This window comes from Pseudomonas sp. S8 (genome assembly GCF_050473925.1).
GTDB classification, from domain to species: domain Bacteria; phylum Pseudomonadota; class Gammaproteobacteria; order Pseudomonadales; family Pseudomonadaceae; genus Aquipseudomonas; species Aquipseudomonas parakoreensis.
This window is the reverse complement of sequence record NZ_JBFDVZ010000016.1, coordinates 1,869,054-1,893,920: the sequence shown is the minus strand read 5'-3', so window position 1 is coordinate 1,893,920 and position 24,867 is coordinate 1,869,054. Positions and strand designations below refer to the sequence as shown.

Genomic DNA, 24,867 nt, shown 5'->3' with positions numbered 1-24,867 from the left:
AAGGTCAAAAGATCGCAGCCTTCGGCAGCTCCTACAGGGTCAGTAGACGCCCGGTAACAAGCGCCAGCTACGTGCGCAATAGGCCTCGTACTCCGCACCAAACTGCCCGCGCAGCAACGCTTCTTCCGAGTGGATACGCGCGATCAACGGAATCAATGTCAGCGCCGCCAGAATCAACCCGACACTGGAACGAAACGCCAGCGCCCAGCCCACGGCATTGACCACCAAGCCCAGGTAGCTCGGGTTGCGCAGGCGCGTGTAAATGCCGTCGGTGACCAACCGATGCCCCGGCTGAATCGCCACCAACCCGCTGAACCGTCGGCCCAGCACAAACACCGGCCACAGTCGCAGCGCGCCACCAACGATAAACAGCAGCGCGCCGAGCCAGCGCACACCTTCAGCGCCGAAGGTCCAGAAGTCGATGCGATCGCAGTACGCCGGCAGAAAACCGCTGAGCAGACCGATGACGCCGAACGCCGGAATCACCCAGCGATTGGCCCGGTCCTCGCGCTCGCCCGAGCTCATGTTCACATCGGTGAACAGCGACGCCAGCACCATCAATACCGTGGCCAGCGCCACCAACACCAGCGCCCGATGCGAGAAGAACACCGCCGGCCCGCCGATGCCCCACACCGCCAGCCCCAGATAGGCAAGGGTGGCCAGCACCGCGACCACGGTCATTTGCGCAGACATTTTCATGGTGTTCTCTAAAAAGCAGCTGACCCTTTCAGTGTAGAACGCCGCTCAACCCGCGAAGGCGTCGGATCGTTCGCGACCGGTCTTTGGTCGGCCACGTCTTCATACGGCCGACATCGCGTCTACGCTGATCCATTCCTTCTATTCGTCCGTGTATTGCCTATCGAAGAGGTGAACCCATGAAAATCGACTTGAGTGGAAAACTGGCCATCGTCAGCGGCAGCACGGGTGGCATTGGTCTGGGCATCAGTCAGTCGCTGGCCGAAGCCGGCGCCACGGTGGTGGTCATCGGGCGTGAAGCGGCCAAGGTCGAGCAAGCGCTGGCGAGCATTCGGCAGCAGGTGCCGGGTGCGCAATTGCGGGGTCTGACGGCGGATCTGGGCACCGCCGAAGGCGCGGAAAAACTCTTCGCCGCTGAACCGCGTACAGACATTCTGGTGAACAACCTGGGGATCTTCGACGCCGTGGATTTCTTCGACACCCCGGACAGCGAGTGGACGCGCTTCTATGAGGTCAACGTGATTTCCGGCGTGCGCCTGTCGCGCCATTACGCGCCGGCGATGGTCGAGCAGGGTTGGGGGCGGATCATTTTCCTGTCTTCGGAATCCGGCGTGGCCATCCCGGCCGACATGCTCAACTATGGCGTGACCAAAAGCGCCAACCTCGCGGTATCCCATGGCTTGGCCAAGCGTCTGGCCGGCACTGGCGTGACGGTCAATGCGATCCTGCCGGGGCCGACCTTTACCGGCGGCGTGGAGCACATGCTCAAGGACGCCGCGGCCGAGTCCGGTCGCAACCTGCGCGACGAAGCCGACGCTTTCGTCCGCCGGGCGCGGCCGACCTCGATCATCCAGCGGGTGGCCGACGTTGCCGAGGTGGCGCATCTGGTCACGTATATCGCCTCGCCGTTTTCCTCCGCCACCACGGGCGCGGCCTTGCGCGTAGATGGCGGTGTAGTCGACAGTATGGCGATCTGAGTTCAACGGCCTCTATCAGGGTGGCCTTGAGGCGCTGCGGGCCAATTACCCGGCCTGATCATCCAACACAAAAAACGGTGGGAGCTGGCTTGCCAGCGATGGCGGTGTTTCAGTCGAATAGATATTGACTGGACCGCCGCCATCGCTGGCAAGCCAGCTCCCACAGGGGATGTATCAGTTTGAAAGATCGGGCGAATTCAGGACTGCGAAATCAAACTCTGCCGGCAATCCAGCACCAGTTTCGCGCCCCCCAATTCACTGCTGCCCACCTCAAGATTGAAGCCATGCAGGCTGACAATCGCCGCGACAATCGACAGGCCCAGGCCAAAGCCGCTTTGCGGTTGCCCGCCTTCGGCCCGATAGAAGCGCTGGAACACCGCCTCACGCTCGGCTTCGGGAATCCCCGGCCCGGAATCGTGGACTTCGATCCGCGTATGCCCGCCGTCATTCACACCACGCAAAATCACCGTGCCCCCCGCCGGAGTGAACTTGATCGAGTTGCTCAACAGATTGGCCAGCGCCTCGAACAACAACGCGCGGTCGCCATTGAGGGGCGGCAGGGTTTCCGGCATGTTCAGCACGAACAGCAGTTCGCCTTCTTCGGCCAGTGGCAGGTAAAACTCATGCAATTCTTCCAGCAATTGCACTGGATCGAGCTCGACAAATCCTGAGCGCCGTTGACGATCTTCCAGTTCGGAAATCCGCAGCAAGCCGCGAAACCGCGCCATCAGCGTATCGGCCTCGGCCAGCACCAGATCCAGTTGCGCCGCAGCTGGCGAACCTTCGCCGGCCTGTTGCTGCATGCGATACAACTGCGCGCGCAGGCGCGTCAGTGGCGTGCGCAAGTCATGGGCGATGTTGTCGCACACGCCTTTGACTTCGTGCATCAGCCGTTCGATGCGATCGAGCATGGCGTTGACGATGGCGGCGAGCATGTCCAGTTCGTCGCGGCGGTTGGACAGCGGCAAACGGTGAGTCAGGTCGCCGGCGACAATGGCCTGGGCGCTGTCCTGAATCGCGCGGATGCGCCGCAGCGGCCGACGGCGCAACAAATGCCAGCCGGCAATCCCCGGCAGGATCGTCAGTGACACACCCCAGAACAAGGCATGCAGAATGATCCGCGTCACGGCGAACAACGAACCGTTATCGCGCAGCAACACCAGCCAGCGGCCATCGCGGGTCTGAGTCGCCACCGCATCGCAGCTGTCGGCGGGCAGGGTCGGGTCGTCGGAATCGGCGCAGTCATCCAGGGTGTGGATCTTGCCATCCAGCGGCAGGCCTTCGGGCAGTTGCTGCAAGGCGCCACCGAGGTACACGCCCTGGGCGTCGAACAGGCCGTAAGCGTCGATGCCGCGGATGTCGAAGGTCATGCTGGCGGCGAGCGCTTCTTCCAGTTGTTCACCGCGAAAGTGCGAAAACAGATGCTGACGTTGCATCAGCGAATGCTTGGCAAGGTTATCGAGGTAGCTGGAGACTTCGAAGTACATGACCCCCATGAGGATCGCGCTCCAGGCCACGAACAGCGAACTGTACAGCGCCAGCAGACGACTGCTGGAGGAGCGCCAGCCGTCAGACGGGTTCGGCAATGACATAACCCGAGCCCCGTACCGTGCGAATCAGCGGAACATTGCCCGCCGCGTCGATCTTCTTGCGCAGACGACCGATGTGCACGTCGATCAGGTTGGTGCCCGGGTCGAAGTGATAACCCCAGACTTCTTCGAAAATCATCATCCGCGACAGGATCTGGCCGCTGTTGCGCATGAGGAATTCCAGCAACTTGTATTCGGTCGGCAGCAGCGTCAGCACCTGCTCGGCGCGGCGTGCTTCGTGGCTGATCAGATCCAGTTCGAGGTCGGCCACCTGCAATGTGGTGGCCTGGGTGGCGACGCTGTTCTGGCGGCGCAGCAGCACTTCCACGCGCGCGGCCATTTCGTCGGTGGCGAACGGCTTGGTCAGGTAATCATCGCCGCCAGCCCGCAAGCCGCGCACACGCTCGTCGACATCGGAGAGCGCGCTGATCATCAGAATCGGCGTGGCCACGCCCATGGTGCGCAGGGTGGTGACGATGGCCAGGCCATCGAGTTCCGGCAACATGCGGTCGAGGGTTATCAGGTCGTAGTTACCGCTGACGGCACGGTCCAGACCTTCGCGGCCATTGTCGACCCAATCCACTTCCAGGCCGTGGCTGCTGAGTTCGGCAACGATTTCACGGGCAGTCACGGCGTCGTCTTCGATGGTCAAAATACGAGTCATAGAGCAGGCCTTGATCGGTTCAAACGGGATGGCAGCATTTTGCCAAGTATTTTCCGTCGCGCTTTAAATTAACTTTCATGTATAGCCTGTCACAAACGCAGATTCGGGTGTCCGGCTGTTTTGCCGTCAATGCAGAAAACCCGCTGCTTTGCGTGCATTGTTGCAAATTGCAATGAATAGAGAAGTTCAGTCTTTTTAACTCGTTGAAAAATAAAGGTTTATTTAAAGTTGTCGACTGGCACGGTCGCTGCAATTCATCTGCTGACGAGTTGTAACACCATTTTTCATGCCTGGAGCACTACAACAATGAATAGATCCTCTGATGGGTTTTATCCGGCCTTCGAAGGAGAGTCGAGCAACGTGTCAGGCGTGTCCTGGGGCGCGATCTTCGCGGGCGCGGCGGCGGCTGCAGCACTGTCGATGATTCTGGTGCTGCTTGGCTTCGGTCTGGGATTCTCTGCCGTTTCACCTTGGGCCGGGGAGGGCGTCAGCGCCAAAAGCCTGGGGATTTCCACGATTGTCTGGCTGGCGGTGACGCAGATTATCGCCTCCGGCCTGGGTGGCTACATCGCCGGTCGCCTGCGGGTGAAGTGGGCCAACATGCACGGAGATGAAGTGTATTTCCGTGATACCGCCCATGGCTTCCTCGCCTGGTGTGTGGCGACGCTGGTCACCGCCGTGCTGGTCGTCGGCTCGGTGAGCAGTGTCATCAGTGGCGGCGTGCAGGCCGGTGCCAGTGTCGCCGGTGGCGCAGCCGCTGCCGCGACTCAGGCGGCCGGTACCGCTGCAGCAAACACCAGCAGCGATCAATACGGTTACTTCGTCGACAGCCTGTTTCGCGATGACCGTCCTGCGTCCGTCAGCGATGACGCCGCGCATGGTGCGGTGACCCGGATCTTCGCCCAGAGCCTGGCCAACGGCCAACTCAGTCCTGAAGACCGCACCTACCTCGCGCAACTGGTCGCACAGCGGACCAACCTGAGTCAGGCCGATGCCGAGAAACGTGTCGACGAGGTTTATGCGCGCACTCAAAAAGCCATTGCCGATGCCAAGGTCAAAGCCCAACAGGCGGCTGACACCGCTGCCAAAGTTGCTGCCTGGACGTCGCTGTGGATGTTCATTGCGCTGTTGGCCGGTGCGTTCTTCGCCAGCCTGGCAGCCACCTTCGGCGGCCGTCGTCGGGATGCAGTCGAGTACGTTGAAGTCGAGACTTACACCGCCACCACCACGCTGCCTCCAGTCCGTTAACAAGGAGAATCACCATGCGCTCTCTACTACTGTTTTTCCTCGGTGTGCCAATCCCGATCATTATCCTGATCGCCCTGTTCGTGCACTGATCCTGTTGCTCTATTGAGGCCTTTGCCTCAGCCGCTTTCACTTCACGGTGTAAGCGGCTTTTTGCTTTCTGCGACCACGCACGTTCCCGCAGGACTCATCGTTGTCGCTGAAACTCGGGGTTGAATAATATATGGATATCCGTATATTCGGTTTTCCATATGTTCGAGTCCGCCCCATGCTCACTCCCACCGAACTGTTCAAAAGCCTGGCCGACGAAACCCGCGTGCGCGCCACCTTGCTGATTGCCGAGCAGGGTGAGCTGTGCGTTTGCGAGCTGATGTGCGCCCTCGACGACAGCCAGCCGAAAATCAGCCGCCACCTCGCGCAATTGCGCAGCAATGGGGTGTTGCTTGATCGGCGTCAGGGCCAATGGGTCTATTACCGGCTCAACCCGGATCTGCCGGATTGGGTTCGGCAGATCCTCAAGGTCACGGCCATGGCCAACACCGATTGGCTCAAGGACAACGCCTGTCGCCTGCACAACATGGATGGCCGTCCTGCCCGCGAAACCGCGTGCTGCTGAACTTCAAATATCCCCGGGAGCTACCCATGCGTGTCCTGTTCATGTGCACGGCCAACAGTTGCCGCAGCATCCTTTCCGAAGCCATGTTCAATCATCTGGCGCGGGAGGGCTTCGAGGCGGTGAGTGCCGGCAGTTTTCCCAAGGGCCAGGTGCTGCCGCGCAGCCTGACGACGCTGCAACAGGCCGGTATCGCTATCGACGGTTTGTACAGCAAGGGCAACGACGCCTTTGAAGGCAACCCGCCGGACATCGTCATCACCGTTTGCGACAAGGCGGCGGGCGAAACCTGCCCGGTGTACTTCGGCCCGGCAATCAAGTGCCATTGGGGGCTGGAGGATCCCTCCGAGGTGACCGGTGATGAGGCGGCCGTGGACGCGGCGTTCCGTGCCACGCTGGCGATCATCGAGCGCCGTTGCGCAACCTTCCTCGGTCTTCCTTTCCAAACACTCAGCCGCGTTGAGCTTCAGCGTGAACTGGATCGCATCGGCTCCCTTTGAGCCGGAGGACATATGTCAAAGCACCTGCCCAATCTTGATCACACCCTGTTCGAAGGCCGCAACACGCCACCTTTGCACGGGCCCAAACCGCGCATCCTGCTGCTCTACGGCTCGACCCGCGAGCGCTCCTTCAGCCGTCTGCTGGTGGAGGAGGCCGCACGTTTGCTGGAGCATTTCGGCGCCGAAACGCGTGTCTTCAATCCGTCCGGTTTGCCGTTGCCGGACGATGCTCCGGTCGATCATCCCAAAGTGCAGGAACTGCGCGAACTGGTGCTGTGGTCGGAAGGCCAGGTGTGGTGTTCGCCGGAACGCCACGGCGCGATGTCGGCGGTGTTCAAGGCGCAGATCGACTGGATCCCGCTGGAGCTTGGCGCGGTGCGTCCGACCCAGGGCAAAACCCTCGCGGTGATGCAGGTCTGCGGCGGTTCGCAGTCGTTCAACGTGGTCAATCAGCTGCGTGTGCTGGGGCGCTGGATTCGTATGTTCACCATCCCCAATCAGTCTTCGGTGCCCAAGGCTTTTACCGAATTCGACGAGGCGGGGCGGATGAAACCTTCGCCGTTCTATGATCGCGTGGTCGATGTGATGGAGGAGTTGGTGAAGTTCACCGTGCTGCTGCGCGAGCGCCAGGATTTTCTGGTGGATCGCTATTCCGAACGCAAGGAAAGCGCCGAGCAACTGATGGCCCGGGTCAATCAGCGCTCGATCTGAAGCGCCGCGACACGCCTTCATCGGTCGGGCAGTGCACAAACGTTCTAGCCGTTCCGGGGCAATTGTGGATTACTGGCGCCAGCCCATTAGCGTATTCAAGCCATGAGTAACTGGATCGACCTTGCCCACGACCGGGAAACCGGCATCGAAACCCTGCACGCGCATTTCGCCGGGCATGCGCATGCCTACGATCCGCACTGGCATGAGACCTACCTGATCGGCTTCACCGAGCAAGGCGTGCAGCGCTTCAACAGTCGTCGGGCGCGGCACGACAGTACCCCGGGCAAAGTCTTCATGCTCGAACCCGGGGACATTCATGATGGCGACGCGCCGAGCCCGGACGGCTTCACTTATCGCATGCTGTACCTGCAACCGGCATGGCTGGAACAGGCGCTGGACGGTTTGCATCTGGGCAGTTATGGCAGCGGCTTGCCGGGCATCGGCAGTGTGCTCAACGATGATCCCGAGCTGGCCCGCGCCACCTTGTTTGCGTTCAATGCGCTGCATCAACAGGACGTGCGCATGGTGCGCGAGGTGGCGCTGGACGCGTTGCTCGAACGACTGGCGATTCATCTGTACCGGCGACCGCAACCGACCGCTGCCAATCGCGCGCCTTTGATCGCCCGTCAGGCGCGCGATTATCTGGTGGCCTTTCACGAACAGGACATCAGCCTGCAAACCCTGGCCGAGGTCTGCGGCACCGACCGCTTTCGCCTGACTCGAGCCTTCAAGGCAGCCTATGGGCTCGCGCCGCACGCGTGGCTGATCCAGTTGCGCCTCAGCCGGGGCCGGCAGATGCTCGCTGCCGGCATACAGCCTGTGGACGTCGCCAGTCGCCTCGGATTCGCCGACCAAAGCCATCTGGGCCGCTGGTTCGTACGCGCTTATGGCATCACGCCGGGCGCCTATCAGCAACGCGCCATCGGCGCCTCTCGACGCTGAACAAACGTTCAAGACCGCAGCCCTGCGCAGCCGTCAGAGTAGGCCCTGACTTTCTACAGGGCCGTGCCATGCTTGCGTTCATCCTCTTTGCCTTCGTGGCTTCGGTTACTCCGGGGCCGACCAATCTGATCGTGCTCAGCACCAGCGCCCGGCGCGGCTGGCGGCCGTGCCTGCCGATCATCCTCGGCGCGGGAGCGGGCGCTGCGTCGCTGGTGTGGGTGGCCGGTGCGGGTGCCAGCACCTTGATGCTGCCCGGCGTGCGCCCGGTGATCAGTGCGCTGGGAATGGGCTGGATGCTCTGGCTGGCGTGGCAGATCTTCAGCGCGCCGGCCACCGCCATCGACCCCGCCACCGGCGAAGAGAAACCCGAACTGGGGCTGGTTGGCGCCGCGTTGTTGCAATGGGTCAACCCCAAGTCGTGGATGATGGCGATTGCGGTGATCAGCGTGTTCACCGCGCAGGGGCAGGGGCTGAATGCGTTGTGCCTGGCGTTCTTTCTGGTGTCGTTGCCGTGTCTGGCGCTGTGGGCGTTGCTCGGTCGGGGCGCGGCGCGCTGGCTGAGCAATCCGGCGCAGTTGCAGTGGCTGAACCGGATCCTCGCGGTGCTGCTGGTCGTTTCATCCGCCGCGGCGTTGCTGCACACCTGAGCTGATCGGCACTGACAACGTTGCGCACAAGCCGCCCTCGGCCCGGTTGACTAACGTAATCCGTCCGCCCAGGCGCAACGCGATGGTGTTGACGATGGTCAGCCCCAGGCCTGCACCGTTGGCGTTGCCGCGACTGTAAAAGCGTTCGAACAACCGTGCCCGATCGGCCTCGTCGATGCCCGGGCCCTGATCTTCGACGCTCAAAAGGCACCAGCCATCGGCCTCGCTCAGCTTGACGGTGATCACCCCGTTCTCCGGGGAGAAGTTGGCGGCGTTGGTGATCAGGTTGCTCAGGGCGATGTCGATGGCGGCGGTGCTGGCCATGACGTGCAGCGCTTGTGCGCTGTCTTCGAAGGCCAGTTCGAGATGCTTGCTCAGCAGCCACGGCGTGAGTTGCACCAGGCTGTTGCGCACGGTTTCGCTGAGGTCGATGCGTTGCAGCGGCGGCGGGTTGGATTTCGGTTCCAGGCGCGCCATGGTCAGCAATTGATTGACCAGGCGACTGGCGCGATCAACCCCGGAAATCAGGAACTGCAACGACTCGCGGCGCTCCTGTTCGGTGCCGGCCTCCAGCAGGTTTTGCGCATGCACCCGCAGCACCGCCAGCGGCGTACGCATCTCGTGAGCGGCATCGGCGATGAAGCGCCGTTCACGGCCAAGCACTTCCTGGATCTGCGCGAGCATGCGGTTGAGCGCCGCCTGCATCGGTTCCAGTTCGCTGGGCAGGGGCGTCAGTTGCAACGGTTCCAGCGAGCCGCTGTGGCGGGCGCGCAGGGTCGCGGCCATGTTCGCCAGCGGCTTGAGGCCCCAGCCAATGGCCAGCCAGACCATCGCCGCGAGGATCAGACTGCCCAGCACGTTCGGCCACAGCGTATGGCGCACGATGCGGTCGACCAGATCGGCCCGCACATCGTCGCGTTCGCCAACCCAGATGCGCAGCCCGTTTTGCGGGTCTTCGAGCATGAAGGCGCGCCAGTGGCGACCGTTCAAGTCCACCACATCGCTGAAGCCCGGTTGCGTCGGCGGCGCGGTGAACGACGGGGCACTGGCGGTGTGCACCAGCACCTCGTTTTTCGGGTTCCACACCTGGAAGGCGATCTTGCTTTCGTAAGGGTGCCCGTCGACGCGTGGCTTGGCTTCGCTGAGCGCCTGATTGAACGCCTGATACAACTGCGAGTGATCCTGGCTCGCCAGCGGCATGCGCATCACGCCTTGCAGCAGGCGAGCGTTTTGCGCCAGTTGCGCGTCGTAGACTTCGGCGATTTCGTGGTTGCTGTCGTGCAGGTTGAACACGCTGAGCACCGCAAGACCCGCGAGCAACAGCCCGATGATCAGCGTCAGCGTGCGGCGACGAATCGAGGTCATCGACGCTCCTCCACCAGATACCCCACACCGCGAATGGTGCGGATCAGGTCAGTGGAGAATTTTTTGCGCAGGTGATGGATGTGCACTTCGAGGGTGTTGCTTTCCGCTTCCTCATTCCAGCCGTAAAGCAGCTGGATCAATTGATCGCGGGTCATCACCCGGCCGGGCGGCGAGAGCAATTCATGCAGCAACTGATACTCCTTGGGCGTCAGCGCCACGGGTTGGCCCTGATAGCTGACCTGCTGGGTGCCGGGGTTGAGGCTGATGCCGGCGTGCTCGATCAGCGCCTGAGCGCGGCCCGCACTGCGCCGCAACAGAGCGCGCAGGCGTGCCTTGAGTTCGGCGAGGTCGAACGGTTTGACCAGATAGTCGTCGGCGCCGGCATCCAGCCCGGCGATGCGGTCTTCGGTGGCATCGCGGGCGGTGAGAATCAGCACCGGCAGGTTCGAACCGCTGTTGCGCAGGCGCTGCAGCACTTCGAGGCCGTCCATGCGCGGCAGGCCCAGATCGAGCACCGCCACGTCAAAGGTTTCACTGAGCAGCGCATGCAACGCGCTGCTGCCATCCTTCAACCAATCGACGGTGTAGCCCTCACGGCCCAATGCCCGATGAATGCCTTCACCGAGGGCCACGTCATCCTCAATCAGTAATAAACGCACGCGGACTCCTGTCAGTCGAGTGTCGGGTTGCTGTCGGCCCGCAGGCGACGATCGTTTCAGCGCACGGGTCTGACTTCAGCGTAGCGCCTCTGACGGTAGAGGCGTTGCGCTCAGAAGTACAGGCTGTCCGGGTACGCAAAGAACAGTCTTTTCAGGGTTTTGGCGGCTCGCGATCAGGTTTTTCACTGAGGCGGCGGATCAGCGGCAACTGCTTGCGCAAACCGCGATCCACCAGGTGCGGCAGCAGGTTGTTCAGACGTACGAAGAAGCGCTCCGGCCAGCCCAGATACAAGTCGCGGCGGTCGCCGGCAATCGCGTAGATCACCGCCGAGGCGACGGTTTGCGGGTCATCGACGCTGGACTTGAGGGCATCGTTCAAGGCTTGCGCCGCCGCACTGTTCATCGACGTGCGCGTGGCGCGGGGCGCGACATACAGCACGTTGACCCGAGTGTCGGCCAGCTCGCGGCGCAGCGCTTCGGAAAATCCGCGCAGGGCGAACTTGGTCGCGCAATAACTGGCGTAGCCCGGGTAGCCGATCGAGCCGTAAGTGGAACCGACATTGACCACCATCGCGCTGTCGGCCTGTTTGAGCAGCGGCAGCAGCAATTTGGTCAGGCACATCGGCGCGCTGATGTTTACCGCGAGCATCGCGTTGATGTCGCTGTCGTCGAGCTGTTCGAGCATGGCGAAGTGATTGACCCCGGCCGCATTGATCAGCAGGTTGATGCCGCCGATGGCTTCGGCAGCGGCCAGCACTTTGCGCCGGTCACTGAGGAAGGTCAGGTCGGCGGCGACCCAGCACAGCGAATCTGGATAGCGCTCAAGCAACGGCGTCAGCGCCTGCTCATGCCGCGCCACCGCCAACACCTGGGCGCCGGCGGCGCACAAGGCCTCGGTAATCGCCAGGCCGATGCCGCCACTGGCACCGGTCAACACCACCCGCGCGTCACGCAGCTGCATGTTGAGTCTCCGCGTCGCGCGGCAGGCCACGGAACATGTCGGTGTACAGGCGATAGACGACTTTCGAGGCGTGAATTACGGCCGCTTGGTCTTCGGGATCTTCCAGTTGATTCATCAAGCGGCGATAGGTCTGCATGTGCTCGATGTCCAGCGAACCGTGCGAGCTGAGGTAGCTGAACGCGGTGTCCGGCAGCGCCAGACGCTCGCGAATGCTCCCCGCCGCATGCGTGGCCAGCGCAATGCTGGTGCCTTCGAGCACATTGACCATGCCGAACAGACCCACCGGATTGCCTCGGGCGATCAAGTCGTAGAGAAAACTCACCATCAGCTCGATCGGCAGCGAGGGCTGGCCGTCGCGGACCGCATCGCGGTCACCGCCACACGCGGCGATGTCGTTGAGGACCCAGTGTTCATGGCCGTATTCGTCTTCGATGTACTCGGCCACCGCTTTGCGCAGCCATTCCAGGCGTGTCGGCAGACGCGCGCCGCAGGCCATCATCAACGGCACGGTGTGACGCACGTGGTAGTACGCCTGGGCGAGAAACGCCCGATAGCTTTCCAGGCTGACCTTGCCTTGCAGGGCGTCGAGGATGATCGGCAGATTGAACAGCTCGTGGCGTTCCTGATGCGTGGCTTCTTGCAGGGTGTCGAAAAAACTCATGATGCGGACTCCTCGGAAACAGCGGATTCAGTCAATTGGGCGCGGTACAGCGCGGCAATCGCCTCGCGGCGTGGCCGACCATTGGCCGTGAGCAAGCCATTGGCGGCGGTGAACGGTTGCGGCAGGCGCGTCCAGCCATGCACCTGGGCGTAATCGGGCAAGGCTTCGTTGGCTTCGGCGACCGCGGCGGCCAGCTCCGCGTCGCTGCAATCGGCACGGTGCGGCCAGAGCAGGGCGTGGTTGCGCGGCAAGGCCTCGCCATAGACGAAGGCCTGGGCGATGTGGCGGCGCTGGGTCAGTTCCGACTCGACCCATTCCGGGTTGACGTTGCGCCCGAAACTGGTGACGAACTGGTGCTTCTTGCGACCCTTGAGGTAGAGAAAACCTTCGGGGTCGAACTCGCCCAGATCGCCACTGGGCCACCACTCATCGGCGTACGGCGCGTCCCCCAGATAACCGAGCAGGGTCGAGCCCTTGATCAGCACTTCGCCGTCTTCGGCCAGGCGCACTTCAACGTGCGGCAGCGGCTGGCCGACACTGCCCGGACGCCGCGCGCCGGGGCGATTGAGGCACACCACCGAGGCGCATTCGGACAAGCCGTAGCCCTCGAACACCGGCAGGCCGACACGCTGCGCGCGGTGCAGCAGATCCTCCGAGACCCGCGCACCGCCGACGGCGGCGAAGCGCAGTTTTTGTGGGTCGAAGGCTTTCTGCTCGGCAGCGCTGACCAACATCAGCAACAGTTGCGGCACCAGAATCAGACTCTCCGGCGCACGCCCGGCCAGGTAGCCCAGCAGGTAAGGTACATCGACGCCGCTGGCGCCCTGAATGCCCAGGGTTTTCTGGCTCGGCAGACTCAGCGTCGCACCGGCGTACAGGGCGGCGTAGCAGCCGAGGTTTTCCAGCAGAATCGCCAGTGGCAGCAACGCCAGATGATGCTGTGGATCGGTGGGTTTGCTCGCGTGATCCAGCTCCCGCGCCACACGCAGCAAGCTGTCGGCGCTCAGGCACACGCCTTTCGGTGTGCCGGTGGTGCCGGAGGTGAAGGTCAGTTTGGCGGTGCCGGCCGGCATCCGGCTCGGGCCGCTGAAGGTGCGGCACCAGAACTCGCCGCGCTGTTCATAGCCGGCGGCGAGCAGCTCGGCCGCCAGCTCAGGTTCGGCAATCACCCGTTCGGCCTGGCTCTGTTCCAGGCAATGCGCCCGTTGCGCAGGGCTGAAAAACGGCGGCAGCGTCACGCAGGTCAAGCCCTCGAACAGCACGGCCAGATCCCACAGCATCGCATCGACGCCGTTATCCAGTGCCAAGGCTATCACCTGCGCCTGTTCATCGCGCAGGCGTTCCTGGCGATACAGCACCTCGGCATACACCGTGGCGTAATCGAGTTTCAGCGTATCGCCCCACAGCGCGGTGGCGTTGTCATTGCGCCGGGCATGGTCGCGCAGGGTCTCTTGGAAGCGTTGCAGTTCAAGCGACATGGCAGGCTCCTTCAATCGAAGTCGGCAGGCCCAATCGAGTGAACAGGCCGATATTGCGCAAATGGACGAAGCCGGCGCGGATGTTGCCGACATGCACCCACGGCTTGCTTTCGTAATAACTGCCCCAGTGTTGACGCTCGTCACCCAGGCGCTCCGGGTCGGCGGCGCATAATGTCACTGGCTTCAGACCGAGCCGATGGAAGCTGTTGACCAGCCCGATGTTGCCGGTGAAGGTCACCCATTCCAGACCGCCCATGGCCAACAGATAGGTGATGGCGATGATGCTCAAGCGTGCGCTGCCGGTGTCGCTGGCAGCGAGGTTGCCGACTTCGACGATGGCGCTACGCTCAACCGGACGATCCGCCGCCGCACTGATCAAGGGTTCGATCGGTTCATCCAGATAGCGCTCGAGAAACAGCGGCTCTTGATGGGCACGACGCACCCCGGCCACCGCGCACAGTTCACCGTCGCCGTTGTGCATGCCGAACAGCTCGGGCATAAAGTGTCGAATGTCGGCGCCGTGGGCCTTGCGAAAACGCTGCTGGATGAAGGCTTCGAAAGTCTCTCGCAGCGCGTCGTCGGGCAGGGCGCCGGTCAACGTCATCTGCGGCGTTTCGGCCTGGCCGAAACGTAGAGGAAGGGGAATGTTCCAGTGGTAATCGGGCATGGGCAAAGCGCCTCCCTCAATGGTTTGAGCGCAGTATCGGAGGCATTTCTTAACGAAGTCTGAAGGTGAAAAAAGGTTAATCAACGGGCAATCTTCAGATTGTCTTAAGACTGCAAGGGCAGGGTGGCACCGTCGGTTCGCCCTGCAACCGGATCGAGACTGTCGAACGAATCGACCGTCGCTCACGACAATCACGAGGCGCATCTTATGACCCGCGACACCGCCGTCACCCGTTATGGAAAACTGTCAATTACGTTGCACTGGCTGATGCTGGCGCTGTTCGTCGGCGTCTATGCCTGCGTCGAAATCAAAGGCTTCATGCCCAAGGGCAGCGAAGCGCGCGGCCTGCTGATGGGCTTCCACGGCCTGTTCGGCACGAGCATCTTCATCCTCGTCTGGGTGCGCCTGCTCGGCCGCCTGACCCCACGCCCGCCCATCACCCCCAAGCCGCCAGCGTGGCAGACCGGCATCTCGCACCTGATGCACCTGGCGCTGTACGTGCTGATGATCGCCACGCCGATCTTCGCCTGGCTGATGCTCGCCGCCGCCGACAAACCGTTCCCGTACTTCGGCTTCCACGTCCCGGCACCGGTCGCCATCGACCCGGACTTCGCCAAACAACTCAAGTACTGGCATGAAACGCTGGGCAGCGCCGGCTACTGGCTGATCGGCTTGCACGCGGCGGCGGGGCTGTTTCACCACTACTGGGTGCGGGATAACACCCTGGTGCGGATGTTGCCGGGCCGCACCGAATAACCCCGACCTCCTTCAACCCCAATCCCTGTGGGAGCGAGCTTGCTCGCGAAGGCGTCGTGTCAGCCGGGATCATCGCTGACTGACACACTGCCTTCGCGAGCAAGCTCGCTCCCACAGGTTTTTGTGGCGTCTTGAAGAGCGCAGCAGTTGCCCGAATAACACTTCGCGTCCACGCTATGGCATGCCAACGCGCCGGGCGCGCATCACCTTGGCAACACCGACAATAAGTGGCAGGGCAGCCATGAACTTTACCCACCGGCCAGTGACGGCCGACGACGTCAAAACCCTGTGCGGCTTTCCGCAGGGCGTCCAAGAGTTGTACTTCATGTTCCCGAAAGCGCAGTACCCGCTGACGGAAGAGCAGATGCACACCGCGATCAGCCAGCGCTTCGACTCCACGGCGTTCTTGGCCAACGGCGAGTTCGTCGGTTTCGCCAATTTCTACCGTGCCGAACACGACGGCGTCTGCTGCATCGGCAACGTCATCGTCGCGCCTTACGCCCGTGGCCAGGGTGTCGCTCGCTACATTGTCGAAACCATGACCGCGGTCGGCTTCGAAAAGTATCAGGCCAGGGAAGTGCAGCTGTCCTGCTTCAATGAAAACACCGCAGGGTTGCTGCTCTACCCGAAACTCGGCTTCGTGCCGTTCTCCATCGAAGAGCGTGCTGCGCCGGGCGGCAGACGCGCAGCCCTGATCAACATGACCCGCCACCGACTATAGCCATCCCCCAATCCCTGTGGGAGCCGGGCTTGCCCGCGATGGGGTCCGCCCGGCCAAACGCCCTCCCGAGCCTTGCGCAGAACCTGTGGGAGCTAGCCTGCTAGCGAAGACGCCAGCCCAAACGACACCGTACTGCATCCATAAACACGATCATCCAGGCAACCAATGACTCAAACCTCCTCACCCCTGAGCTGAAGACTCATCAGATCGCAACTCGCCGACCACGACGTCAACCATGCAGGCATCTCCGGCGACTGCTCAGGCAACCCCAACGCCCTGACAAACTCACCCGGCGCCATCGTGCCTCTCGCCGACCGAAACAGCCCACGCATGACCACCACGCCGATCACCCGTCCCTTGCTCACGAAGCGATGCTCCATGAAGCTCCATTTGTCGTCCCAGCCAAGCATCCGGCTGTGAATTTCAAACGCTTCAAACAGCTTCAGCTCACGCCGAAATTTGCCCCAGGTATCGCCAACAATCGGCAACGCTTTAGCGCGCAACGCCACCCGAAACGCGCCACTGCGCAACACAAAATCCATGCGCCCGACGTCAGCCATAGTGAAGTAGCGACCATTGGTGACATGCCGATTCAAATCGAGATCCAGCGGCCACACGCGCATGCGGATCACGGTGGATTCCAGCGCATTGACCGGCTTGCGCCACGGTCGGCGAAAAAGCATGCAGAGCAGTCGAAACCACAGATTCATCAGTACGTCAGCCAGTTGAAAAGAGCGCTGCACTCTAGCGAGCCGAGTGATGGCGAGGTAGGTGCGTAAATGACTGTTTTGGGCTGAACAGTGCATTCCGATCATTGCCGGGTGGGTGCTGGATCGGTAGCCCGTTCAATCAACGGATAAACAGGAAATGATCATGGTGTTTACATGAAGCCTGCCGTTACCACCTACGCCCTACAACGCCTTGCGCCATCGCCTACGAGTACGCCAGAATCCGCCGGCTTGTGCGTCTGGCGCGCCCTCCGTACCTTGATTCCTGTCACTGCTCATCAGTGATCGGGTCTGCAAGCCCGCCGGAAAACCAGTCGCATAGCTACGCCAAATGGACGCTCGTTTGTGTCCACAAAATGGCAGCTTTGTGCGGGAGACCTTCGGGTCTGCCGGGTTCCTGGTTTCCCGGTCTTGCAGACCCGCGCACAGCTGCCACCCATCATCTGCAAGTGATGCTGGTAGCTCCTAATGAACAATCAGGAGTTTCACCATGATCAAACCAACACCCAATCCGCCAGAAACCGACCTCGCATCCCCCTACGAATCCCTCGATTCCAAAAAGCTCCACGAAGCCGCCGAACGCGCCCTCGACCACTATCTGTCCCCGGCCACCCAAATCATGGCCAGCCCGCACAAACCCGAACCCATGTACCTCGCCAACCCGAAGTGCGACACCGAATCCCTGCTCGCCAACGCCAGCGAAACCCTCGGCTCCGCCAGCGAAATGCTCAACAACTTCGCCGCCACACTCGACACCTCCCACCGCAAAACCGCACTGGGCATCGCCCAGGTCGTCATGCTCGGCGAACTCGCCGTAAACCAGGCCCTCGACAACGTCGAAATCGCCCACTGACCACCCCGGTGCGACGAGCCCAAACCCTCGTCGCACCCAGCAATTTCAATCGAGCTGGCACAGAGCCACGCCTTGCGCCCCCAAGCCTCGGCTGTCACCCTTCGGCCCGTTCTTCAAGGATCAGAACAAGGAATCAAGGATTGAGTGGCTACGTTCCCAACCCCCCGAAAAACTACCGCTACGAAGAAGCCAAACCCGTCGATATTCATGCCCAGCGTTGGGCAGAGTATGAGAAGCACGGGAAAGAGCCTGCGCGCGAGCCTGAAAAAATCGGCATTGCGTTGAGGATTGGGGTTTTCTTTGATGGTACTGGTAACAATGCGAATAACACGGCGGCAGGGTTGCTGTGTGGTGCGCAGCATCCGATTGCGCCGCAGGATATTCCTGCTAGCTGTCAGCCCTATATGAGGGATCCGGACAGTAGCTATGGTGCTGGCGCGACCAATATAAAAAAACTTGCCGACCTGTATTACGAAGCTCCGATTGCAGAAGGAGAGGGTTCGATAAAACAGGTCTCACGACCCGTTTATATTGAAGGCATTGGTACACGATCCAGCGAGAAGGACAGCGTCGTCAGCCAAGGCACTGGGCGGGGAGAGACGGGAGTCGTGGGGCGTGTTCAGACTTCGTTTACTTTCATCAAGCAAATCATCGAGGATGCCCTTCAGGAAAATCCGAACAGTGAAATTGCGTCAATCACCTTTGACACTTTCGGTTTCAGTCGAGGTGCAGCCGCCGCTCGGCATTTTGCAAATGAAATTGTAAGAGGCAAGCAGGGGCCGTTAAGGGATTCATTGACGACTTACGCCAACAACTTCAGTCGTACGTTCGTTGATCAGTACGGTAGTAGCATCAACATGGGGTTTATCGGCCTGTTCGATACGGTAGCGTCAATCGCTGGCTTCACGAACTTGGGCAGGGTGTCGAGCCCAATCGCTCCTGGCGTAAAACTGTACCTTGATCGACGTTTCTTCAAAGACGTCGTTCATTTGGTGGCCCGTGACGAATGTCGGGCTAACTTCGCACTCAGCAGAGTCAAACCTGACTATCCCGAATACACATGTCCTGGCGTCCACTCGGACATCGGAGGCAGCTACCTCGATGAGGTCGAAGAATGTGTTTTGATCAGCCCCATGCAAACACTTGATGTATGGAGCAACACGGACGTCAAAACGACTTCGATCTACCAAGATGCCGTTCAAGTAAAAAGTCAGTGGATAGCCAAGGGCTGGCCTGCACACATGCTGGAGGTCGTAACGCCAGCGGCGCTCGCATTGCCGCCCGACCCACAAGATCGGTTCGGACCCAAACAAAAACGCGTGTACGCGGGATTGCAACTCAAACGCCCGGTCAGCGGTAAACTTTCCACGGTTTATTTGAGAGTGATGTATCAGTTGGCGAAGGAGAAAGGCGTTCCCTTCACCGATATACCTGGGCGTACGGAGTATGCCGTTCCCCAAGAGCTGCAATCGATCTGTGACAGATTCGTCGCCGGCGACTACACCACCTCTCCCGATGACGAGCAATTGCTGAAACTGAAATACATCCACACCTCTGCCAACTGGAACCACCCCCAAGGCAGGCGGGACGGCAGCGGTTTGCGAGCTGTTTACATCAACGCACCCACGGAGGATGGCATTCGCGTGCAGCATCCTCACGTAGCTGATTGGAAGCTTTGGTAATGAGAATACTCGTAGCTCTGTTGAGCATTTTGGCCTTCACCGGATGTAACGCAACAAGCTCCAACTCCGGAGAAAACGATCCTAAGTACCCTTGGTGGGAACTGGCATTTATCAAACCCAACTTCATGAACGTGTGGGTTGAAGACAGCTCCGTGGAGGACATCGACGGTAAAACTTTCCTACGTGCCGGGGGAGGGAACGCGAGCGGTGCAGAACCGAATAATGACAAGGAGTCTGCACGCGGTTGGATTGGTGTCGGAGGTACAGGCAAACCGGTTATCGGGGCAGGGTTACCCAAGCGCATCTTCGTCCGCTGGCAATCGATACCGGAACAAAAAACCTACCGGGCTTGGGTAGATATTCCTGAGGAGGCCAGACAGGTGATGGTGACGTCTACCCATCAGCGTTGCCCGGAGACTCCCGAGAAAACGGCACGCTTCATGGCCTCGGTCTATTTGGGACTCGCACCGGGTGGGGTGGTGCAAGTGTGGGTAAGAGATCTTTGCCGACGCCCAGTTAAAGTCGCTCGCGCTCAGGCTGAGTTGGAGCCGCTGGGGCCTGAGTTGGGCAAGAACGGCGGTCAATATGCTTATCCTGTGAGCGAAAAGGCTAAGCGGTATATCGATAAGTACGGCATTCCGTACGGGAGTTGGTAACCGTCGTCCGATGAAAAGATTTCCAACGATACTTTTTGCCCTGTTGATTAGCGGCTGTGATTCGAGTGATCCGCTATCAGCCAAAAACGACCCCAAATCTCCTTGGTGGGAACTAGGCTTTACCGAGCCCAACTACATGAAAGTCTGGGTTGAGGACACTTCGGTCGAAGACATTAAAGGCAGAGTATTCCTGCGTACAGGAGGTGGATCCGCCTCCGGCGGGCAGCCAGAGGATGGAACAGCATCTGCTCAAGGTTGGCACGGCGTGGGAAGCAACGGAAAAGCTGTTGTAGGTGCTGATCTTCCCAAAAGGATCTATGTCCGTTGGCAGTCCATTGTTGAACCGCAAACGTACAAGGCCTGGGTAGATATCCCAGAGGAAGCCAGACAACTCATGCTTGAGTCCGTCAATCAGCGCTGCGCTAAAACACCTGAACAAAAGGGGCGCTATAACGCGTCTCTCTACTTGGGCCTGGCGCCCGGTGGTGTCGTGCAAGTCTGGGTTCGAGACTCATGCCACCATCCTGTCAAAGTCGCCGGAGCACAAGCAGAGGTTGAGCCACTAGGCCCTAGTCAAGGTAAGAACCAAGGGCGCTATGCGTATCCCGTCAGCGAAAAGTCCAAGCGGTATATCGAGAAATTCGGCATACCGTACGGGAGTTGGTAACCCGTCCACGAATGAAGCAATTTATATTAGTTTTGAGCGTTCTACTGGTAGCTGGATGCCAGACTACGGATCCACTTTCAGCCGAGAACGATCCGAGATCCGATTGGTGGGGGCTGGCTTTCACTGAACCTGATTACATGAAGGTCTGGGTAGAAGACAGCTCAGTCCTGGACATCAATAACAGGACTTTTTTCAAGGCAGGCGGAAGCACCGCCGCCGGAGGTGAACCAGAAGATGGCACGGAGTCAGCCCGTGGTTGGGGGACGGTCAGTGGTTCCGGTATTCCGGTAACCGGTGCCGATCTTCCAAAGCTCATCTTCGTTCGTTGGCAATCCATATCAGAGCAGAAAATCTACAAGGGTTTCATTGAAATTCCAGAGTCAGCGAGGCAATTGATGGTGGATTCAACGCACCAGCGTTGCCCGGAAACTCCTGAAAGGACCGCTCGATACATGGCTTCGCTTTACGTGGGGTTGGCCCCGGGTGGAGTACTTCAAGCATGGGTCAGAGATTCATGCCACCGACCGATCCGAGTCGCTCATGCCCAGGGCGAACTTGAACCGCTAGGCCCGGAGCAGGGGAAGCATGGCGGGCGCTATGCCTATCCGGTGAGTGAGAAGGCCAAGCGCTACATCGACAAGTACGGCATTCCGTACGGAAGTTGGTAGGAGGCAGCAAGAAGGCACCTCTTCTGCCTGTTCTTTTGTCGAGTCAATGCAGCCTACAAAGGACCGCTTTCGGCCAAAAGCAGCTAGTCATCTTTATCAATGACATCAAGGGAATATTCGATACAAAACAATGCTTTAGACGAGATAGTAATTAACAGGCACCAAGAAAAGGGAGAAAGGTAGTCTCAACCTTAGTGTGTACGGCTTGCACCGCTCCTACGCGGCTAGCGCCTCATCTACCCATGAGGTGATGAAAAATTCGCTACGTAGGTATGGAACGCGCCTTTGAGGGGCTACGTGGAGGTATATTGACTAACCTTTCAATCTGTAGGCTAGCACAGACGAAAATTAGAGAAAAGTCCTTGCTAACTCCAACTAGTACACCTGCCTCAGTTCTTTGCGCTCTAGAGCATTCAAGAGATCGACTTCTCTCCAGTTAATGAACCAATACTCGGAAGCATAACCAGAAATAAAATCACTTAGGTCTTGTTGATTGGGCTTTCTAATTTGCAGCGTTGTGCATAGTCTATTTATATATTTGACTTTTCTTTTTCTGTCGATATAAGGGCAAGTTAGGCTATCTAAAAATAGGCATGCTTGCTCTGTATTGGAAAGAATTTTTGACATATCTTGAAGCTTGATATCTAGATTTTTTAGCGTCTTCTCTTTTATTGTGGAGTAAAGACTATGATCTTTGATGTAAAAAAGACATGAAACAATATTAAAATATGAGCTATCCCCACCAAAAACCTTGTCTACGACATGTGGGGGAAGTAGGTAAGCGGCCCCAAAATCGCTTAAAGAAAGAATTACATTTAAAACCTCAAGTGATATGAAATTATCTACATCTGCTCGTTTGTGGAAAGTATCGCTATCCAGCAAGGATAGAGATAGATCAAATGCACGCTGTTTAATTGTGTGCCCATAATGCCCTAGATGTTGGTCAGCGAAACGACAAATCAGAATCAACGATGCGCAAAATTTATATGATGAGCTAACGGATGGAGCAACTGAATAAAAGAAGTGCATCACCTCTAAAAACACGATACAAGCGTCTTTATAATCATTAACTCCTGTCTCCCGACTGAAACCCTTGGGGACATTAATTAGCAACTTTGTTCTTTCGAACAAGGAAGATATTATGTACGAGGATACTTCGTCGTATTCCATACGTTCAGCAGAGCAAGTTGACTTGATAGCATCAATGAAGCTGCGGACAAGCCGATCTATTTTGAATATCTTTTTTGGCTTTAGTGACGTTCCTTCATCGACCTCCTCTAAAAATCTCTCGATAAATTCGTTTACGTAAAGATTTACCTCTCTTATAACCTTTGATTTTGGCGTAAAAAACGGGCGTTGATATATTTGGCTTTTAGAGGAGTTCACGTGAAGCTTATAACTCAATAGGCTGTCGGCATAAATCTCATAAATCTTGTTCGCCATCTCTGTTGATCTTGCAAATATAAATACATCATCAACATAGCGCTTTATTGAGTAGTCAACACCCAAAACCCAATTGAATTTCTCTGAGGCTAGCTTGGCTTCAACTTTGCAATCCACGTCCTGAAATATAATCTCCGAAAAAATTCGACTAACTTCAGGACCGATTACAATGCCATTTGTTTCGTTGTGATTCGCCATACGAATAACATCGTCGAAATTATTCCCAAAAATCGAAGCGGAATATCTACCATCTTTTACAAAACCTTTATCCTTAGTTGCCCAAGCAATCGAATGGGTATAAATACTATCGAAGCACTTAGAAACATCCAGCGTCTTTAGAATGGTAAAGTCTTTTTCAAGATCAAGAAAGGCTTTGGAATTAAACATCTTGTAAAGCCTTGTGTAACCTTTATACGAGTAAAAGGATGAACTGTGTTTAAGTCTTGTCTCTGAAGACGCATCATCAACCGTACCTCGCTTATATTGCCCGATATTTTCCCAAGAACTCTTATAGTAAAAGATGCTGGCAGTTTTGAATGGAGTGCGGATTGAGTAGTGGCCTAGAGTGCAGTAGTGGCAGATAAGGTGCTCATAACGCTCGTAAAATAACTTAATTTGCCACTGTGATAGAGGATGCAGAATCGAAAGACATCTAAAATCTGTGGTACTTTTCTTTATTTTATACTGGTAAGGAACAGTGCTCCACTTTCCATTTTTGCTTGCTATGAACAAGTTTGCAATTACATGGGCGAAACCTGTATTGGTCGTGAGGTTTTTTGCAATATTGTAGAATCCATCATTTGAAAATATAAGCGGGGTTTCATAAGGAGCTGTTTCGGTTACTAGAACTCTGCAAAAATCGCTCTTTACGATTCGCTCGGCTTTTTTATCGTCAGGCATATTCCCAGCACTCCCTGATAGCTTTGAGCTGTGAACGATTAAAGTGAAAATAACTACGCTCCAGGAAGCCGCGTTTAAAACTGAAAGTCAGTAGCCTGCGCCGCTGCGCAACAGTAGTGCTACAAAAAAATCGATCGAACACTTTGCCAAAACCACTCATGGTGGCCAGACGTAAGTACTCATCCAGAGCATCCAGTGCTACAGATCTATCTTTATCTATCCTATGATAGTTGTGATAGATTCCGGCAAGCCTATAACCGCCCCTATTAATATCTAAAACGCTAAAGTTTGAAGTGAGAAATTTCATGCGTATTTCAAGAAGCCCAAAATCCCTATTCTTGCAGTAATCGAGATAGGCTTTTGTCAATCTCGTTTTTATTTTTTTTACTTTAGAGTCAGCTATATCCAATATCACTTCTCGAGTGCCATTTTTTTCTGGTGGTTCGTAAACAGAGAAGCTATATCCCAAGTACTCAAACGAGAATAGTAGTGGCATTTCAGGCTGCTGACTTTTTTTGTACCCAGAAGAATCAGGAGCAGAACAAAGCTCTTGCTTTTTCCGATTTAACTGGAGCCCATACGGTAAAAGCTTGCTCACTTTCGAAATGAACTGTTTTGAGTGTTCTTGGCCGCTAGTTATAATGATAATGTCATCGACATATCGACTGTAAAAATAAACCCCCTGCATTGACTTTATAATGGAATCAAAGGAACTCATTACAATCTCCGACAATGTAGCACTTAGCGCCATACCTCTCGGAATTCCCACCCCACCGGCAGATGCGAAGTGCTCAATAATTTCCTTTATGTGGTTCTTTGTATGCGGACTTAGCCCTTTGATATTGTAGATAGTGCTCAGAACCAGAGAAGGTGTGAATGACTCATAAAAACTCTTTATATCTAGTCGATAAATTTTAAACTGTGCGCTTTCCGCTATTAAAACCCGGAGATTAGCAATTATTGTATCTCGAGAAGGAGTGAATATGGGTTTCGCTTTCCTCAAGTTTTTATCTATTTTTCGTAACAATAGCTCATGACTGAATGCGAGGACTCTATAAACGTTTTTTCCGCGAACACTCGAGCTATCTAGAAATGAATAAGATTCGAACCCACTGTCTGAGCGCTCCACCGCTGCTTCAATTTCAGCGTCCTTTGATAATGGATTTCTTAGCCACGGCTTAAGGTAGAAATCATTTTTCCTAAGAACTTTAGAGATTGAAATAAAATTAAATGACTGGTCGTACATACGGCATCCTTTGCAAGAAAAATGTTTTAGCAGGTTCTGCATCGCAGTCCAAGGAGCGAATCGGTAAGCCAGTAAAACCTGGATTGAGGTCGACCATCTCTACAAACACTTCCTGGAAACCTGACTTCACAAAAGAGTGGGCACACAAATGGAGGTTTCCCACGACCTAGGA

At 57.5% G+C, this 24,867-nt stretch carries 26 protein-coding genes; 14 read left to right on the top strand and 12 right to left on the bottom strand.

Going from position 1 to position 24,867, the window contains the following annotated elements; genetic code table 11:
- Nucleotides 1-39: 39 nt before the first annotated feature.
- Nucleotides 40-699, bottom strand: a complete 660-nt coding sequence (locus AB1J88_RS09730; RefSeq protein WP_108182367.1) for a methyltransferase family protein — start codon at nucleotides 697-699, stop codon at nucleotides 40-42.
- Between the two features lie 176 nt (nucleotides 700-875).
- Here AB1J88_RS09730 and AB1J88_RS09725 point away from each other — a divergent pair, with 176 nt between their 5' ends.
- The gene (locus tag AB1J88_RS09725; protein ID WP_430290941.1) at nucleotides 876-1,673 is read left to right on the top strand and encodes an SDR family NAD(P)-dependent oxidoreductase; all 798 of its coding nucleotides are present in this window, start codon (nucleotides 876-878) and stop codon (nucleotides 1,671-1,673) included.
- Between the two features lie 197 nt (nucleotides 1,674-1,870).
- Here the strand turns inward: AB1J88_RS09725 and AB1J88_RS09720 are convergent, their stop codons facing one another.
- Complete coding sequence (locus AB1J88_RS09720; protein ID WP_086790850.1) at nucleotides 1,871-3,265, bottom strand: sensor histidine kinase; 1,395 nt, start codon at nucleotides 3,263-3,265, stop codon at nucleotides 1,871-1,873.
- Nucleotides 3,243-3,926 (bottom strand): response regulator transcription factor, encoded by a 684-nt coding sequence (locus tag AB1J88_RS09715; protein ID WP_003223938.1) that lies wholly within the window; start codon nucleotides 3,924-3,926, stop codon nucleotides 3,243-3,245. The genes AB1J88_RS09720 and AB1J88_RS09715 overlap by 23 nt, the downstream gene beginning before the upstream one ends.
- A 306-nt stretch (nucleotides 3,927-4,232) precedes the next feature.
- On the opposite strand from AB1J88_RS09715, the gene AB1J88_RS09710 reads away from it, so the two are divergent.
- The 6 genes from AB1J88_RS09710 to AB1J88_RS09685 all read left to right on the top strand — a co-directional run bounded on the left by AB1J88_RS09710 (nucleotide 4,233) and on the right by AB1J88_RS09685 (nucleotide 8,584).
- Complete coding sequence (locus AB1J88_RS09710) at nucleotides 4,233-5,174, top strand: hypothetical protein (RefSeq protein ID WP_430290940.1); 942 nt, start codon at nucleotides 4,233-4,235, stop codon at nucleotides 5,172-5,174.
- 265 nt (nucleotides 5,175-5,439) lie between these two features.
- Complete coding sequence (locus tag AB1J88_RS09705; RefSeq protein ID WP_430290939.1) at nucleotides 5,440-5,787, top strand: metalloregulator ArsR/SmtB family transcription factor; 348 nt, start codon at nucleotides 5,440-5,442, stop codon at nucleotides 5,785-5,787.
- Nucleotides 5,788-5,813: 26 nt separating this feature from the next.
- Nucleotides 5,814-6,284, top strand: a complete 471-nt coding sequence (locus AB1J88_RS09700; protein WP_041062974.1) for an arsenate reductase ArsC — start codon at nucleotides 5,814-5,816, stop codon at nucleotides 6,282-6,284.
- 12 nt (nucleotides 6,285-6,296) lie between these two features.
- On the top strand, nucleotides 6,297-6,995 hold the full coding sequence (gene arsH, locus AB1J88_RS09695) for an arsenical resistance protein ArsH (protein ID WP_430290938.1): 699 nt from the start codon (nucleotides 6,297-6,299) through the stop codon (nucleotides 6,993-6,995).
- A gap of 102 nt (nucleotides 6,996-7,097) precedes the next feature.
- On the top strand, nucleotides 7,098-7,937 hold the full coding sequence (locus AB1J88_RS09690; protein ID WP_430290937.1) for an AraC family transcriptional regulator: 840 nt from the start codon (nucleotides 7,098-7,100) through the stop codon (nucleotides 7,935-7,937).
- Between the two features lie 68 nt (nucleotides 7,938-8,005).
- On the top strand, nucleotides 8,006-8,584 hold the full coding sequence (locus AB1J88_RS09685; RefSeq protein ID WP_430290936.1) for a LysE family translocator: 579 nt from the start codon (nucleotides 8,006-8,008) through the stop codon (nucleotides 8,582-8,584).
- On the opposite strand, the gene AB1J88_RS09680 is transcribed toward AB1J88_RS09685, so the two are convergent.
- The 6 genes from AB1J88_RS09680 to AB1J88_RS09655 all read right to left on the bottom strand — a co-directional run bounded on the left by AB1J88_RS09680 (nucleotide 8,555) and on the right by AB1J88_RS09655 (nucleotide 14,375).
- Nucleotides 8,555-9,949: an ATP-binding protein gene (locus AB1J88_RS09680; protein ID WP_430290935.1), complete on the bottom strand. Its 1,395-nt coding sequence runs from the start codon at nucleotides 9,947-9,949 to the stop codon at nucleotides 8,555-8,557. The genes AB1J88_RS09685 and AB1J88_RS09680 overlap by 30 nt on opposite strands.
- The gene (locus AB1J88_RS09675; RefSeq protein WP_430290934.1) at nucleotides 9,946-10,608 is read right to left on the bottom strand and encodes a response regulator; all 663 of its coding nucleotides are present in this window, start codon (nucleotides 10,606-10,608) and stop codon (nucleotides 9,946-9,948) included. Before AB1J88_RS09675 ends, AB1J88_RS09680 begins: the two co-directional genes overlap by 4 nt.
- Nucleotides 10,609-10,759: 151 nt before the next feature.
- Entirely contained in the window at nucleotides 10,760-11,569 is an 810-nt protein-coding gene (locus AB1J88_RS09670) for an SDR family oxidoreductase (RefSeq protein ID WP_430290933.1), read from the bottom strand.
- A complete protein-coding gene (locus AB1J88_RS09665; protein ID WP_047295011.1) occupies nucleotides 11,556-12,230 on the bottom strand; it encodes a TenA family transcriptional regulator in 675 nt (224 codons plus the stop codon). Before AB1J88_RS09665 ends, AB1J88_RS09670 begins: the two co-directional genes overlap by 14 nt.
- The gene (locus AB1J88_RS09660; RefSeq protein WP_430290932.1) at nucleotides 12,227-13,708 is read right to left on the bottom strand and encodes an AMP-binding protein; all 1,482 of its coding nucleotides are present in this window, start codon (nucleotides 13,706-13,708) and stop codon (nucleotides 12,227-12,229) included. Before AB1J88_RS09660 ends, AB1J88_RS09665 begins: the two co-directional genes overlap by 4 nt.
- The gene (locus tag AB1J88_RS09655) at nucleotides 13,698-14,375 is read right to left on the bottom strand and encodes a thermostable hemolysin (RefSeq protein ID WP_430290931.1); all 678 of its coding nucleotides are present in this window, start codon (nucleotides 14,373-14,375) and stop codon (nucleotides 13,698-13,700) included. Before AB1J88_RS09655 ends, AB1J88_RS09660 begins: the two co-directional genes overlap by 11 nt.
- A 207-nt stretch (nucleotides 14,376-14,582) precedes the next feature.
- On the opposite strand from AB1J88_RS09655, the gene AB1J88_RS09650 reads away from it, so the two are divergent.
- A complete protein-coding gene (locus tag AB1J88_RS09650; RefSeq protein ID WP_108182376.1) occupies nucleotides 14,583-15,131 on the top strand; it encodes a cytochrome b in 549 nt (182 codons plus the stop codon).
- A 241-nt stretch (nucleotides 15,132-15,372) separates the two neighbouring features.
- The gene (locus tag AB1J88_RS09645; RefSeq protein WP_430290930.1) at nucleotides 15,373-15,852 is read left to right on the top strand and encodes a GNAT family N-acetyltransferase; all 480 of its coding nucleotides are present in this window, start codon (nucleotides 15,373-15,375) and stop codon (nucleotides 15,850-15,852) included.
- Between the two features lie 170 nt (nucleotides 15,853-16,022).
- Here the strand turns inward: AB1J88_RS09645 and AB1J88_RS09640 are convergent, their stop codons facing one another.
- Nucleotides 16,023-16,562: a thioesterase family protein gene (locus AB1J88_RS09640; protein ID WP_108184378.1), complete on the bottom strand. Its 540-nt coding sequence runs from the start codon at nucleotides 16,560-16,562 to the stop codon at nucleotides 16,023-16,025.
- Nucleotides 16,563-17,070: 508 nt separating this feature from the next.
- On the opposite strand from AB1J88_RS09640, the gene AB1J88_RS09635 reads away from it, so the two are divergent.
- The 5 genes from AB1J88_RS09635 (at nucleotide 17,071) to AB1J88_RS09615 (ending at nucleotide 21,106) form a co-directional block, all read left to right on the top strand.
- Nucleotides 17,071-17,433, top strand: a complete 363-nt coding sequence (locus tag AB1J88_RS09635; RefSeq protein WP_003226001.1) for a DUF6124 family protein — start codon at nucleotides 17,071-17,073, stop codon at nucleotides 17,431-17,433.
- Between the two features lie 140 nt (nucleotides 17,434-17,573).
- Nucleotides 17,574-19,115 (top strand): T6SS phospholipase effector Tle1-like catalytic domain-containing protein, encoded by a 1,542-nt coding sequence (locus AB1J88_RS09630; protein ID WP_103368880.1) that lies wholly within the window; start codon nucleotides 17,574-17,576, stop codon nucleotides 19,113-19,115.
- On the top strand, nucleotides 19,115-19,771 hold the full coding sequence (locus AB1J88_RS09625; protein WP_131670188.1) for a DUF2931 family protein: 657 nt from the start codon (nucleotides 19,115-19,117) through the stop codon (nucleotides 19,769-19,771). Before AB1J88_RS09630 ends, AB1J88_RS09625 begins: the two co-directional genes overlap by 1 nt.
- A 10-nt stretch (nucleotides 19,772-19,781) precedes the next feature.
- Nucleotides 19,782-20,438, top strand: coding sequence for a DUF2931 family protein (locus AB1J88_RS09620; protein WP_430290929.1), 657 nt, complete (start codon nucleotides 19,782-19,784; stop codon nucleotides 20,436-20,438).
- An 11-nt stretch (nucleotides 20,439-20,449) separates the two neighbouring features.
- Nucleotides 20,450-21,106, top strand: a complete 657-nt coding sequence (locus AB1J88_RS09615) for a DUF2931 family protein (protein WP_430290928.1) — start codon at nucleotides 20,450-20,452, stop codon at nucleotides 21,104-21,106.
- A 375-nt stretch (nucleotides 21,107-21,481) separates the two neighbouring features.
- On the opposite strand, the gene drt3b is transcribed toward AB1J88_RS09615, so the two are convergent.
- Together drt3b and drt3a are read right to left on the bottom strand one after the other, a co-directional pair.
- The gene (gene drt3b / locus AB1J88_RS09610; RefSeq protein WP_430290927.1) at nucleotides 21,482-23,449 is read right to left on the bottom strand and encodes an antiviral reverse transcriptase Drt3b; all 1,968 of its coding nucleotides are present in this window, start codon (nucleotides 23,447-23,449) and stop codon (nucleotides 21,482-21,484) included.
- Nucleotides 23,442-24,695 (bottom strand): antiviral reverse transcriptase Drt3a, encoded by a 1,254-nt coding sequence (gene drt3a, locus AB1J88_RS09605; RefSeq protein ID WP_159974161.1) that lies wholly within the window; start codon nucleotides 24,693-24,695, stop codon nucleotides 23,442-23,444. The genes drt3b and drt3a overlap by 8 nt, the downstream gene beginning before the upstream one ends.
- Nucleotides 24,696-24,867 lie beyond the last annotated feature (172 nt).

Excerpts from the sequence above, each read along its gene's own strand:
- AB1J88_RS09670 (WP_430290933.1), bottom strand. The coding sequence starts at position 11,569 with ATGCAGCTGCGTGACGCGCGGGTGGTGTTGACCGGTGCCAGTGGCGGC.
- AB1J88_RS09660 (WP_430290932.1), bottom strand. The coding sequence starts at position 13,708 with ATGTCGCTTGAACTGCAACGCTTCCAAGAGACCCTGCGCGACCATGCC.
- AB1J88_RS09665 (WP_047295011.1), bottom strand. The coding sequence starts at position 12,230 with ATGAGTTTTTTCGACACCCTGCAAGAAGCCACGCATCAGGAACGCCAC.
- drt3a (WP_159974161.1), bottom strand. The coding sequence starts at position 24,695 with ATGTACGACCAGTCATTTAATTTTATTTCAATCTCTAAAGTTCTTAGG.
- AB1J88_RS09705 (WP_430290939.1), top strand. The coding sequence starts at position 5,440 with ATGCTCACTCCCACCGAACTGTTCAAAAGCCTGGCCGACGAAACCCGC.
- AB1J88_RS09655 (WP_430290931.1), bottom strand. The coding sequence starts at position 14,375 with ATGCCCGATTACCACTGGAACATTCCCCTTCCTCTACGTTTCGGCCAG.
- AB1J88_RS09615 (WP_430290928.1), top strand. The coding sequence starts at position 20,450 with ATGAAGCAATTTATATTAGTTTTGAGCGTTCTACTGGTAGCTGGATGC.
- arsH (WP_430290938.1), top strand. The coding sequence starts at position 6,297 with ATGTCAAAGCACCTGCCCAATCTTGATCACACCCTGTTCGAAGGCCGC.
- AB1J88_RS09635 (WP_003226001.1), top strand. The coding sequence starts at position 17,071 with ATGATCAAACCAACACCCAATCCGCCAGAAACCGACCTCGCATCCCCC.
- AB1J88_RS09650 (WP_108182376.1), top strand. The coding sequence starts at position 14,583 with ATGACCCGCGACACCGCCGTCACCCGTTATGGAAAACTGTCAATTACG.
- AB1J88_RS09680 (WP_430290935.1), bottom strand. The coding sequence starts at position 9,949 with ATGACCTCGATTCGTCGCCGCACGCTGACGCTGATCATCGGGCTGTTG.
- AB1J88_RS09690 (WP_430290937.1), top strand. The coding sequence starts at position 7,098 with ATGAGTAACTGGATCGACCTTGCCCACGACCGGGAAACCGGCATCGAA.
- AB1J88_RS09685 (WP_430290936.1), top strand. The coding sequence starts at position 8,006 with ATGCTTGCGTTCATCCTCTTTGCCTTCGTGGCTTCGGTTACTCCGGGG.
- AB1J88_RS09700 (WP_041062974.1), top strand. The coding sequence starts at position 5,814 with ATGCGTGTCCTGTTCATGTGCACGGCCAACAGTTGCCGCAGCATCCTT.
- AB1J88_RS09725 (WP_430290941.1), top strand. The coding sequence starts at position 876 with ATGAAAATCGACTTGAGTGGAAAACTGGCCATCGTCAGCGGCAGCACG.
- AB1J88_RS09620 (WP_430290929.1), top strand. The coding sequence starts at position 19,782 with ATGAAAAGATTTCCAACGATACTTTTTGCCCTGTTGATTAGCGGCTGT.
- AB1J88_RS09645 (WP_430290930.1), top strand. The coding sequence starts at position 15,373 with ATGAACTTTACCCACCGGCCAGTGACGGCCGACGACGTCAAAACCCTG.
- AB1J88_RS09710 (WP_430290940.1), top strand. The coding sequence starts at position 4,233 with ATGAATAGATCCTCTGATGGGTTTTATCCGGCCTTCGAAGGAGAGTCG.
- AB1J88_RS09640 (WP_108184378.1), bottom strand. The coding sequence starts at position 16,562 with ATGAATCTGTGGTTTCGACTGCTCTGCATGCTTTTTCGCCGACCGTGG.
- AB1J88_RS09715 (WP_003223938.1), bottom strand. The coding sequence starts at position 3,926 with ATGACTCGTATTTTGACCATCGAAGACGACGCCGTGACTGCCCGTGAA.
- drt3b (WP_430290927.1), bottom strand. The coding sequence starts at position 23,449 with ATGCCTGACGATAAAAAAGCCGAGCGAATCGTAAAGAGCGATTTTTGC.
- AB1J88_RS09730 (WP_108182367.1), bottom strand. The coding sequence starts at position 699 with ATGAAAATGTCTGCGCAAATGACCGTGGTCGCGGTGCTGGCCACCCTT.
- AB1J88_RS09625 (WP_131670188.1), top strand. The coding sequence starts at position 19,115 with ATGAGAATACTCGTAGCTCTGTTGAGCATTTTGGCCTTCACCGGATGT.
- AB1J88_RS09720 (WP_086790850.1), bottom strand. The coding sequence starts at position 3,265 with ATGTCATTGCCGAACCCGTCTGACGGCTGGCGCTCCTCCAGCAGTCGT.